The organism is Roseateles terrae (genome assembly GCF_014192155.1).
Classification (GTDB): Bacteria; Pseudomonadota; Gammaproteobacteria; order Burkholderiales; family Burkholderiaceae_C; genus Roseateles; species Roseateles terrae.
Genome location: NZ_JACHXO010000005.1, coordinates 463,574 through 475,072 on the forward strand (window position 1 = coordinate 463,574; position 11,499 = coordinate 475,072).

11 protein-coding genes and 1 pseudogene are annotated in these 11,499 nt (G+C 63.2%); 9 read left to right on the top strand and 3 right to left on the bottom strand.

What is annotated here, in order from left to right:
- Positions 1-64: 64 nt before the first annotated feature.
- The 3 genes from FHS28_RS16220 to FHS28_RS16230 are packed head-to-tail and all read left to right on the top strand — an operon-like array spanning position 65 to position 1,851.
- Complete coding sequence (locus FHS28_RS16220) at positions 65-529, top strand: (R)-mandelonitrile lyase (protein ID WP_088452398.1); 465 nt, start codon at positions 65-67, stop codon at positions 527-529.
- Positions 507-1,367, top strand: coding sequence for a carboxymuconolactone decarboxylase family protein (locus FHS28_RS16225; protein ID WP_375140764.1), 861 nt, complete (start codon positions 507-509; stop codon positions 1,365-1,367). Before FHS28_RS16220 ends, FHS28_RS16225 begins: the two co-directional genes overlap by 23 nt.
- Positions 1,368-1,419: 52 nt before the next feature.
- Positions 1,420-1,851, top strand: a complete 432-nt coding sequence (locus FHS28_RS16230; protein ID WP_088452280.1) for a (R)-mandelonitrile lyase — start codon at positions 1,420-1,422, stop codon at positions 1,849-1,851.
- Here FHS28_RS16230 and FHS28_RS16235 read toward each other — a convergent pair.
- Positions 1,845-2,759, bottom strand: coding sequence for a LysR family transcriptional regulator (locus tag FHS28_RS16235; RefSeq protein WP_088452400.1), 915 nt, complete (start codon positions 2,757-2,759; stop codon positions 1,845-1,847). The two genes, FHS28_RS16230 and FHS28_RS16235, sit on opposite strands and share 7 nt — an antisense overlap.
- Positions 2,760-3,215: 456 nt before the next feature.
- On the opposite strand from FHS28_RS16235, the pseudogene FHS28_RS16240 reads away from it, so the two are divergent.
- Positions 3,216-3,866 (top strand): annotated as a pseudogene (locus FHS28_RS16240) (IS3 family transposase); the annotation flags it as partial.
- Positions 3,867-4,075: 209 nt separating this feature from the next.
- Here FHS28_RS16240 and FHS28_RS16245 read toward each other — a convergent pair.
- Positions 4,076-5,254, bottom strand: a complete 1,179-nt coding sequence (locus FHS28_RS16245) for a Shedu immune nuclease family protein (protein ID WP_088452402.1) — start codon at positions 5,252-5,254, stop codon at positions 4,076-4,078.
- Between the two features lie 506 nt (positions 5,255-5,760).
- On the opposite strand from FHS28_RS16245, the gene FHS28_RS16250 reads away from it, so the two are divergent.
- Together FHS28_RS16250 and FHS28_RS16255 are read left to right on the top strand one after the other, a co-directional pair.
- On the top strand, positions 5,761-6,267 hold the full coding sequence (locus tag FHS28_RS16250; protein ID WP_088452282.1) for a cupin domain-containing protein: 507 nt from the start codon (positions 5,761-5,763) through the stop codon (positions 6,265-6,267).
- Between the two features lie 12 nt (positions 6,268-6,279).
- Positions 6,280-6,573 carry a putative quinol monooxygenase gene (locus FHS28_RS16255; RefSeq protein WP_088452284.1) on the top strand — a complete coding sequence of 98 codons (294 nt, stop codon included), beginning with the start codon at positions 6,280-6,282 and terminating at the stop codon, positions 6,571-6,573.
- 89 nt (positions 6,574-6,662) lie between these two features.
- On the opposite strand, the gene FHS28_RS16260 is transcribed toward FHS28_RS16255, so the two are convergent.
- Entirely contained in the window at positions 6,663-7,541 is an 879-nt protein-coding gene (locus FHS28_RS16260; RefSeq protein ID WP_221194014.1) for a LysR family transcriptional regulator, read from the bottom strand.
- Positions 7,542-7,716: 175 nt separating this feature from the next.
- Here FHS28_RS16260 and FHS28_RS16265 point away from each other — a divergent pair, with 175 nt between their 5' ends.
- The 3 genes from FHS28_RS16265 (at position 7,717) to FHS28_RS16280 (ending at position 11,255) form a co-directional block, all read left to right on the top strand.
- Positions 7,717-8,511: an SDR family NAD(P)-dependent oxidoreductase gene (locus FHS28_RS16265; protein WP_088452286.1), complete on the top strand. Its 795-nt coding sequence runs from the start codon at positions 7,717-7,719 to the stop codon at positions 8,509-8,511.
- Positions 8,512-8,672: 161 nt separating this feature from the next.
- The gene (locus FHS28_RS16270) at positions 8,673-9,782 is read left to right on the top strand and encodes an alkene reductase (RefSeq protein ID WP_088452288.1); all 1,110 of its coding nucleotides are present in this window, start codon (positions 8,673-8,675) and stop codon (positions 9,780-9,782) included.
- Between the two features lie 300 nt (positions 9,783-10,082).
- Positions 10,083-11,255, top strand: coding sequence for an L-dopachrome tautomerase-related protein (locus FHS28_RS16280; protein ID WP_088452293.1), 1,173 nt, complete (start codon positions 10,083-10,085; stop codon positions 11,253-11,255).
- The last annotated feature ends 244 nt before the right edge of the window (positions 11,256-11,499 follow it).

Below are 11,499 nucleotides of genomic sequence, written 5' to 3' on the forward strand. Positions count from 1 at the left end.
TCACCATCCCATGAACAAACCCTTCTTTTGTTTGACCCTGCTCGCGCTGCTGGCGTCCTCGGGCATGTCCCAGACAGGCGGCGCGTCATCCGCGGCGTCCTTGACCGCCCGGTCGCCCGCCGCGACGCAGAGCATCACCTACGCCGGCACGGTCGCGTCGCTCGCCGGTCCTGCGGAGTTCTTCACCGGCCGCGTGCGCATCGATCCCGTGTATCCGGCCAACGGCGAGATCAACGCCTCCGGCTCGCTGGTGACCTTCGAGCCGGGCGCGCGCTCAGCCTGGCATACGCATCCGAAGGGCCAGTTCCTGCAGATCACGGCCGGTGTCGGCCTGGTGCAGGAATGGGGGCGACCGGTGCAGATGATCCGGCCTGGTGACGTCGTGTGGTGTCCGCCCGGCGTGAAGCACTGGCACGGCGCCGCCCCGACGACCGCCATGACCCACTTAGCTGTCACCGGAACCACCGCAGACGGCAAGAACGTGAACTGGCTGGAGAAGGTGAGCGATGAGCAATACGTCGCCCCTTGATCGCGTGGAGGTCGCGGCGACCGGAGCCGCGACGCCCCCGCTCACAGCGTCCGTCAATGTGACTCGCCGCTCGCTGATCGGCCTTGTCGCGGTATCGACCGCGGCTGCTACTCCATCCTGGGCCACTCCATCGACGGACGCCCACGCGACGGCCGTTTCCGGCACAAAAGACAAGGTCCCCGACATGACCACTGACACCCAGTCTTCACTCCCCGCCCGGCAGCTCGCCATCGGCCCCATTGCCGTCGCCACAGCCCAGGGCGACATGGCCGCTCTGGCGATCTCGCTGAACACCGGCCTGGATGCCGGCCTCACGGTGAGCGACCTCAAGGAGGTGCTGGTGCAGCTGTATGCCTACGCCGGCTTCCCGCGCACGCTAAACGCGTTGGGCGAGTTGATGAAGACGCTCGATACCCGCAAGCGCGCGGGGCGTCAGGACCCAGCCGGCCGCGAGCCCGGGCCGGTGCCCACCGGCGCGGCACTGCTGGCGCGCGGCACCGCCAATCAGACGCGGCTCTCCGGCGCGCCGGTCCGCGGGCGACTGTTCGACTTCGTGCCCGCCATCGATCAATTCCTGAAGACACATCTGTTCGGCGACATTTTCGAGCGCGACAACCTGGACTGGCCCAGCCGCGAACTGGCGACGGTGGCGGCCTTGTCCGCGCTTTCCGGCGTTGAGGCGCAGCTGCAAGCGCACGTACGCATCAGTCTGAACGTGGGGCTGACGTTGGCCCAGCTGCGCTTGTTCGCCGAGACCTTGGCGGCGCGTCAGCAGACCGAAGCGGCGGGCCGCCTGACCGCCGTCCTGGATGCCAAGGTCGGTCAAGAGAAAGCCTAACGACGCGTCGCTTCGCGATTCACCTGTTTTCCCACTCCAAAGGACCATCTCCATGGAACTCAAGCGTGTCGGCTCCCAGCCGTCCCAGAAAGGCCCCGCCGATTTCTTCACCGGCACCGTGCGCATCGATCCGCTGAGCAATCCGCCAGCGCCCGCCCGCGTCTCCTGCGCCAGCGTCACCTTCGAACCGGGGGCGCGCAGCCACTGGCACACGCACCCGCTGGGCCAGACCCTGATCGTGACGGCCGGCTGCGGCTGGACCCAGTGCGAGGGCGAGGCCATCGTCGAGATCCGCGCAGGTGATGTGATCTGGTGTCCGCCCGGACACAAGCATTGGCATGGCGCGTCGCCGACCACGTCGATGACCCACATCGCCGTGCAGGAGGCACTGGACGGCAAAGCAGTCCACTGGTTGGAGCCGGTGACCGACGAGCAGTACCTGGCCGGCCCGCCGTCCGGTGATGCGTCACCGCGCAATCACTGAGCCGCAACGTCTCCGTCGGCGACCGGTTCGCGCAACGCGTCGATGACCGTCGTCAGGGCGCGTGTCGGGTGACGGCGGCTGGTGTAGTAGGCGTGCAGCCCAGGGAAGGACGGACACCACTCCGCCATCACCTGCTTCAGGCGACCCGCCCGTACATGGGGCAGCACCAGGTCTTTCGTGAGGAAGGCCAGGCCGTGGCCCGAAAGGGCGGCTTTGAGCATCGGGAACACGCTGGTGAAGATCGCCTGCCCGGTCACTTTTGCCTCGGTCGGTCGCCCCTCGTGCGCAAGCTCCCACGCATACAGGCCGCCGCTGCTGGCTAGGCGCAGCGTGATGCAGTTGTGGCGCAGCAGGTCCTGAGGCGTGCGTGGCACGCCGTGCTCCGCCAGGTAGGAGGGCGACCCGACGATGGCCATGGGCTGGTCCGCGGTCATGCGCACGGCCACCATGTCCTTCTCGACCTGGTCGCCCCATCGGATGCCGATGTCGTATCGGTCGGCCACGATGTCAACCAGGCGGTACTCGCTCCCAATCTCGATCTTCAGCTCGGGATAGCGATGCAGCAGCCCTTCCAGCCTGGGCCAGACCACACCGTCGACAACGTGGTCGATGGCTGTGATGCGGATGGTGCCGGCCACCTTCTCGCTCATCTCGCTCACAGCGGCCAGCTCGGCTTCGATTTCTGCCAAGCGTGGTGTGATGGAACGCATCAAGCGCTCGCCGGCCTCTGTCATGGCGACGCTGCGAGTGGTGCGCGTCAACAGGCGCACACCCAACCGCGATTCCAGTGAGCGCACGGAGTGGCTCAACGCCGACTGTGAGACGCCCCGCTTGGCGGCGGCACGGGTGAAGCTGCGTTCGCTCGCCACTGCAAGGAAGTTGGTGATGTCGTTGATGTAGTCCAGCATGGTGAGTTCTTCCGCTGCGGGGCGATACACAAGCGCCACGCGTAGTGGCTCATGTTGGCATGAGCATTCATGAGCCACAACTCATTGGCTTATGCCGGAGGCGCTGGCTTACGGCGCACCGCCGCTCCTAGCATAGTGGCGGCTACCCATTCTCCGCGCGCGACGTACCAGCCGCTTTGCGGCCGTCTACCTGAACAGATGACGCAGCATGCAACTTCAGATCAACGGCAAGACCGATGAGGTTGGCGCGGAGGCGGACACCCCCTTTGCTGTGGGTGATCCGGGACGACCTTGTCTGACCGGCACCAAATACGGTTGCTGGCTGGTCCGATGCGGCGCCTGCTAGGTGCTTGTGGACGGAGTGGTGATGCGCTCCTGCGTGATGCCTGCCTCTGAGATGGCCGGACCGCACTATCACCACGATCAAGGCCACCCAACAGGAGCCCGTTGGTCGCCGAGTTGCCGCGGTTTGGCTACCGCCGCATGGCTGCCTGGCTGGATTTGGGCGAGGCACAGGTGCGGCGCCTGTGGCGAAGCCTGGGCCTGTGCCAGCCTCGCAAACGACCCGGCGCGGGAGATGCGGCTGTGACATCCGCCTGCCCTGCGCCGTGCGGCCCAATAACGTCTGGAGCTATGACTTTGTCCTCGACCAATTGTGGATGGCCGAGTGCTCAAGATGCTGTGCGTCTTCGACGAACACACCCGGGAGTGCCTTGCGATCGTACCGGCCAGCCGGCTGGCTCACAGGACGTCATCCTGACACTCTCCCAGCTCATGCGCATGTACGGCAAGCCGGAACACATCCGCAGCGACAACGGCGCCGAGTTCACGGCTCGCTCGGTCATGCGATGGCTGCGCGATGAGGCCATCGGCCCGGCCTTCATCGCTCCGGGCAAGCCGTGGCAGAACGGCTTCGTCAAGAGCTTCAACGGCAAACTACGCGACGAACTGCTTAACCGCGACTGGTTCCGCACCCTGACCGAAGCCAAGGTTCTGATCGAGGCTTGGCCACAGTTCTACAACGACCGCCGGCCACACAATGCCTTGGGACACCGGACGCCCGCTGCGGTTCGCCGCGAATGGTCCGACACCGATAACATCACCCGAGACTCACCGCCTGAGTGGCTACAAATTACGTACGCAGGTCAACGTGACCAAGGTTCCTTGAATGGGCGCGCTGAAAAGCGGGTGCAGACGGTCGTGCTTCCGACCTGGAGCGGCCGCTGTCGGCCACGAGCGGTCGCTGGCGAGGGGTGGCTTTCATGCAAGCACACCGTACCCGCTCGCGTCTAGCAGCGAAATGGTCAGTTAGTGTTTTAGGCGTCCGATTGCTGAAGCGGACTCAGGGCGGCAGCCTCAACGATGAAACGACTTCGTTCGTACAACTCGTCGAAGGTGATGATTTCGATACCCGTGATGCTGTTCCGGTAGGCCTCAAAGGACCGGAGCTTCTCCCTGTTCACACCAGTCTCCCCCTGAAGCTGTGCTAAAGAGCCAACGACAACGAATGCGCGTGGCCGGTAGTTGTAGACGCGCTCACCCGTAGGAGTGCCGTCGTCGTGCGACGGCTCGATCAGGCCATAGAGAGTCTCCATCCCTGCGGCGACGGTTCCTTGCACCTGAGCCACTGCGCCACTGAGTTCACGAGAGGGCATGTAGCAACCGCCCCGATATGGAGTTGGATCCAGGAGAGGGGTGTTGTGATGCTTGATCTCCACGAAGCAAAGGGCATTGATGATCCCGCGTGTCTTCATGACGCCGTCGGCCCGCTTCCCGTGGCTCAAGAGGTCATAGCCCTTCACGACCTGCTCCAATTTCCGACCATCGAAACCGGTGACGAAGAAGTAGCTCAGCCCGTACCCGAAGATCCATTGGTTCTTCTCGAAGAAGGCTTGCCAGAGCGGCTCATCGCCGCGGATTCCTTTCGCGGTCTTGGCCTGCTCGAAGAATTGCGGCTCGGACAGCAGACGGTGAAACACACCAAGCTGCTTCTTGCGATAGCCCAGTGCGACGATGTCGTCCTTTGTGAGCTCCGACTGGGCAATCTCGCTGAATAGCGCTTCGTTCTGATGAACCAGCCGAGAGGCCTGATCGCGTGACAGCACGAGCCTCTCAAGTTCAGCATCCGAGATGTTCACCCTGCCGGGCCCGTTAAATTCGACCTTCGCTATGTTCTGAAAGAACGTCAGCAACTTTGGAATCTCGTCGGCGACGAATGAAAAGTGAGTCTGATGGGGGAGCCCAGTCGTCCCGCTGAAAGCTTGGATCGTGACGACTGAGGGCATGCGGTCGGCCTCCAGGAACTTGGCGACGATTTCAGTTCTCGCCTTTGGCGTTCGTCGCAACACCACGTTGCCCTTCTCTCGGGCATGCACGATCCCCTCCGACTCAAACACCTTGGATGCGATCCGTAGGGGACCATTGACCGTATCGACCCTAGAACTGATGTAGGTCTTATCGGTCCGCTTGTTCTTATGAATCTCAGCGTTTGACATGTGTCGCCTCCCTTGCTCCAGCATACCCAAACTCAAGGGGGCGCTGGCACGGGATGACTGGACTCGTGGGAGCATCTGCGGCTCGGCCGAGCCTGCTATTCCCATTTCGACTGATCATTCCTCCCATGAGCAAGCAACCATGCGAAAGACTACTCTGGGTCGATTGCGGTCAGCCGACAGCCGCTCTGCGGAGGACCGCAATTGGCCTAAAGCGGCCGCCCGCCATGGAGGGCTGCTTTGCAGCGTTCTCGGCCGGTGGGCGGTGCACCGCGTGTGTCCGGTCGTCACCCGCCTCCAGCCACCGTGGCGTGGTTCGGTTTCGCCTTCATCAGGTCTGAGAGTTGCAGCCCATGACTAGCATCGACGGCAGACCAGGCTGGATGCGTAGCCCACATTTCTAACTGGTGTCTGTGAATCTCATGCAGCAGTGATGTTCCTAGGCTCGCCTTTTTCGGTCGCCAGCAACTCGGCACAGTTCCCGCACCGAAACCTATTGGAGCCTTCAAATGAAAGCTTTCCTGGCGACCCTCGTCATTGCCGCTGCTGGCGGCCCGGGGCTTACCGCCCATGTCTCCGCTGCTCCGAACGCTGACGCCATCAGCGAAGCGGTGGAACTCATCAACCCGGCGCAGCTGAAATGGGTGAAAACCATCCCAACCGCCGGCAAAGATTCGCCGGAGTACGCCATCCTTCGATCCGATCCGAAGACTAACTTGACGATGCTGATGTTCCGCACGCCGGTGCCGGTGCACATCAAAAAGCACACCCACACGCTGGGCGAGACCCACATCGTGCTGGTAGGCGGCACGCACGTCTTCGAGTCCAACGGCAAGCGCTACGAAATCGAGAACGGCGGCTTCATGCGCATGCCTGGGGGCGTCGTCCATGAGGCCTGGCTGCCGGCCGGCTCGCAGACCCTGAACATCTTGGAAAGCGGCTGGGTCGTCAACTGGCTCAACGGCGAGCCCGGTCCCGAGGACATCAACAAGTACCCGTCTGCCCCTACTAAGTAAGCGGAGCTGCTGATGTCCGAGCACTTGATAGTCGTCGCCCAGGCGCGAGCGAAGGCTGGCTTCACGGAAGCGTTGATCGACGCGCAGCGCACGCTGGTCAAGGCAACGCGCCTGGCGCCTGGTTGCCTCCAATACGACCTGCACCGTTCGACCAACGAGCCCGACGTTGTCGTGTTTGTCGAGACCTGGGAAAGCGAGGAAGCCTGGAGCCGCCACATGCGCGGCGCAGCCATTGAGCAGTTCCGCCGCTCTGGCGGCCACTTGATAGGCGACTTCCAGCTCCAGACTTTGCGCAAGATTGCCTAAGCCAGCAGGTCCAACATGACAGGCACTCGCCTGAGCTCCTCAGACGGGTGCCATCATTGCGTTCTGGGCGAACGTCCAGGCCACGCGCATCAACGCAGGTTGGGACCTACTCGCTCCGCCAGGAAGTCGATGAACACGCGGACCCGCCGCGACATGTGTCTCTTGATGGGGAAGACGGCATGAAGCTCCTCAACGTCGCCGGGATTGAACTGCCCCAGCAGCTCGACCACCTGTCCGCTCTGAAGGAAGCGCTCGACGTGGAACCGGCCTAGCCGCGCTATGCCGACCCCGTGAAGCACCAGGTCCAACATGGTTTCACCGTTGTTGGTGAACACGCCTGCGTTGATTGGCAGCGCGGTGACTTGCCCGTCCATAAGGAACGGCCACTGCGAAACCGATCGTTTGAAGTTAAAGCCAAGGCAAACGTGATCGGATAGCTGGTCCGGTCTGTCAGGCACCCCGTACCTCTTCAGATAATCGGGGCTTGCAACCACGGCGTAGTGGCTGCGCCCGAGGGCCCTCGCCTTGAAGCTTGCATCGGCCAGCTTGCCGACGCGAACCGCGACATCCACGCGTTCACGCGTCAGGTCTACGACTTGGTCGGTCAACGAGAGGTCGATCTGGACTTTCGGATAGCGCTCGCGAAACTCGCGCAGCAGCGGGATGAGCTGATGCGTGCCGAAGGGAATCGATGTGTTGACGCGAAGCAGCCCCGATGGCTCGAGCGAACCACTTCCAACGGATTGCTCGGCCTCCTCCAGGTCCTCGAGTATTCGGCGCGCGGAATCGTAGAAGTCTTCACCCTCGGTGGTCAGGGTCAGCTCCCGCGTCGACCGCAGGAACAGCACCGCACCGAGCCGCTCCTCCAGGCGAGTCACTAGCTTACTCACCGCCGAGGGCGACATGTCCAGCGTCTTCGCTGCTGCCGAAAAGCTTCCATCTTCCACGACCCGCACGAAAACTGCCATCTCACCACTGCGGTTATCCACGCTCGCCACCCACCCTCGCGCCGATCTTTGAACGGCATTCCCAATTGATGTTCCCCGGCACTGCTTTTTGTCGCCATGCGGTCCTGACAAAGTTCGTCCAAGCGTCGTCACACAGCAGGGACGGCGCAAATATACCTACCCAAGAGAGCTAAGTATGGACCTCCAACTCACGAAAAAGACTGCCCTTGTGACGGGCGCGACCGCCGGTATCGGCTTGGCCATCGCCAAGACGTTCGCTCGAGAAGGGGTCGAGGTGACGATATCGGGCCGCAGCCAAAGCAAGCTCGCTGCGGCTGCCGTCGCCATCAAGGATGCGGCGCCCGCGGCGGTCGTTCACACCGTCGTGACCGACCTCGCGACACCGGAAGGCGTCCAGGCGCTGATTACAGCGACGCCGGCGGTGGACATCCTGGTGAACAATCTTGGCTTTTATGAAGCCAAGCCGTTCGTCGATATCACCGACGATGACTGGACCCGAATGTTGGACCTCAACGTGATGTCCGGCGTGCGCCTCTCCCGCCACTACTTCCCCGAGATGCTCAAGCGGAATTGGGGTCGCGTCCTCTTCATCTCCAGCGAGGTGGGCGCCTTCACACCGCCGGACATGGTGCACTACGGTGTGAGCAAGTCCGCCCAGCTGGCCGTGGCTCGTGGCATGGCCGAGCTGACCAAGGGCACCCAGGTCACCGTCAATAGCGTGCTGCCGGCAGCGACCCGCTCCGAAGGCATCGTGGAGTACCTGCGCACGACGGCGCCGCAATCCGGCATGACTGACGCGGAGATCGAGGCGCACTTCTTCAGAACCTACCGCTCCAGCTCGCTCATCGCTCGCATGATCGAGGCCGACGAGATTGCCGCCATGGTCGCGCTGCTGGCCAGCCCGCTCGGCGCTGCCTCGAACGGCGCCGCAGTCCGTGTCGAAGGCGGCAGCTATCGCTCCATCCTGTAAGGGTTACAGGACGCGGCTTCATCCGCGCCCCTGATCCAAGCGCAGATGCCGAGGCGCCTGCGGCGCGGCGACCTCCTCACATTCAACCAGCTACTGGCATCCCAGCGAGGGCTGCTGCATGCGCGCCCTTTGCCAGAGACCCGCGCCCGGACGCTGTACTCATGTCACAACTTTTCAAAGCATTCCACCTGGGTGGACACGATCTGCGCAATCGCATCGTGATGGCGCCTATGACACGCGCCCGCGCACAGTCCCACACGCCGACAGAAAGCACTGCGCGGTACTACAGACAACGTGCTGGCGCGGGGCTCATCGTCACTGAGGGCGCGGCGATCAGCCAGGAAGGTGTCGGCTTCGCCAACTGCCCGGGTATCTGGAGCGACGCCCAGGTGGCTTCGTGGCGCGGCGTCACCGAATCCGTGCACGAAGTCGGTGGTGTAATCTTCACGGAGCTGTGGCACGTCGGCCGCGTGAGCCATGTGTCTCTGCAGCCTTACGGGGCGGCGCCGGTGAGTTCGTCCGCGCGTCAGGCATTGAAGAGCCATGCGTTCGGGTTCGCGCCGAACGGGGACGCCCAGTTTGTACCTGCCAGCCCACCGCGGGAGTTGAGTACCGAAGAGGTTGGCCGGGTGGTCAACGACTTCGCCGCTGCAACTGCCAACGCGGCGCGGGCAGGGTTCGACGGCGTCGAGCTGCATGGTGCGAATGGCTACCTGCTCGAGCAGTTCCTCAACCCCTCGGTGAACCGGCGAGAGGACCGCTACGGCGCCACCTCGCTGACTGATCGGCTGCGGTTTGTGCTGGAGGTCGTGGACGCCTGCGTCGCGCGCATCGGCAGCCACCGTGTGGGAATTCGCCTGTCGCCGTTCGGGCGTTTGCACGAGCTGGACGCGTTCCCTGAGGAAGAAGAGACCTTCCTCGCCCTGGCGGCTGAACTGGGCCAGCGAAAACTTGCCTATGTTCACCTGATGGACCAATCCAGCCGCGGAGCCCCAGCACTGCCCCTGGGCTTCCTTGCGCAGTTCAGGCGCGCCTACTCGGGGCCATTAATCCTGGCTGGCGGGCTGACGCGAGAGTCCGCGGAGCAATTGCTGGGGGATGGGCTCATCGACCTTGCAGCCTTCGGCGCCCTTTTTGTTTCAAACCCTGACCTGGTTGAGCGGCTGCGCCACGACTGGCCTGTCGCTTCCACAGACCCGGCCGTGTTCTACGGCGGCACGGACGAGGGTTACACGGACTTCCCCGTCTATAGCAGCGCTCAACCCGCCTAGGGGCTTGTCCAGAGCAATCGCCATGAGTAAGCGGCTCCTCTTCGGCACTTCGGCTCTGAAGCACAGCGCCGACAACCAATGGGGATCGGCGCTGATTATTACTTCTCCATGCGCACCGTCCTGTACGCCGCCGACGGCGTGAGCACTCTGCGGACAGCAATTTCGCCGCAGAGATCCCAATGGCTGGCCCCGCCAACGGCTAATTGCAGCGTGCCGTCTATGCGGGCATGGGACATCGCTTCTGAAGCGATTTTCCTGCCCCGCCAGTCACTTCCCGATTTGTCATTCCCAAGGATAAACATGCAACTCTCATTGTTCAAAACGCGCTGGTTGGCGGCAGCCGCCGTCGTTTCGGCCTTCCAGGTCCAAGCCGCAGAGCTTGAGATGTGGCGCAGCTACACAGGCGTGACCTGGGAGGCACCAGACGCACGAAATGCCCCGCACACAGACTCCGTCAACGCACCGATGGCAGGCGTGCATCTGGACAGCGCATCACGGGTTTTCGTCAGCACGCCTCGCCTGCTGTCGACAAAGGGCCAGGCGACGCTGAACCTGCTGGACACTCGGTATGAGCAGGGGCCCGCTCGCCTCCGCGCGTTCCCGTCCGCAGACGGCAATTCGGTGACCGGAGCACCGGCTGCGCATCTGCGCAATGTGCTGGGGTTCCATGTGGACGACCGCAACGGCTGGTTGTGGGCACTCGACATGGGGTTCGTGGCGGGAGAGAAGGAGGCCCCAGCAGGCGGACAGAAGCTCGTGGTGTACGACTTGAAGTCTGGCGACGTGGTGAAACGCATCCCTTTGGACTCGGTAGCAGACCGCGCTGGCAGCTTCCTCAACGACGTCGCTGTCGACGAAGCTCGACGGATCGCCTACATCTCCGACAGCGGCTTGCGCAGTGCCCCGAAGAATCAAGCCGGCATTATCGTGGTTGAACTTGACGCGGGCCGTGCTCGGCGAGTTCTGCATCAGCATCCGTCGGTGATGCCGGTCGCTGGCACGGACGTGAAATCACACGGCCAGAGCGTCTGGCCTGGGAACCCGCTCGTGCTGGGCATCAACGGCATTGCACTGTCTCCTGATGGCAAAGCGCTGCACTGGGCCGTGACGACGGGCACCATGGCGTTCAGAGTGCCGACCGAAGTGTTGCTTTCGCCAATTGCGACCGATGACGCGCGCGCCGCGGCCGTGACTGCCGTGGGAGATGTCGGCGGTAACTCAGACGGCATCGTTTTCGGGCGTGATGGGCATCTCTACATCACCGACGTCACGCACAACGGCATCGTGCAGCTGGATGTGCGCACCGGCAGGTCAAAGCTCGTCGCGAAGGACAACGACATCTACTGGCCCGATACGGCCACCCTTGCTCCGGACGGGTCAATCGTGTTCACGGCGAGCCGCCTCAACGACCACTTCGCCGGAGGCGTCAAGCGTGGAGAAGAGCGCTATCAGCTGTGGCGTCTGCACCCGTGATCTGGTAAGCCTAGCGCGCGCCGCTGCCGAGCGATGGACCACCGCTCGGTTCTCGTCCAGACTTTGACCTTCTCGACCGAGGGGCCACTGCTAGCTCCTAGTCACAAACCGAGAATGTGAATGACAAGGTTTAGCATGAGCGGTCGCTCCCATCGCGCCCAAGATCGGCTGCGTACCGCAGACGTTGAACGAATGGGTCAAGCGCGCGGAGGTGGACGCTGGCGTGCGTGAGGGCGTGACGAGC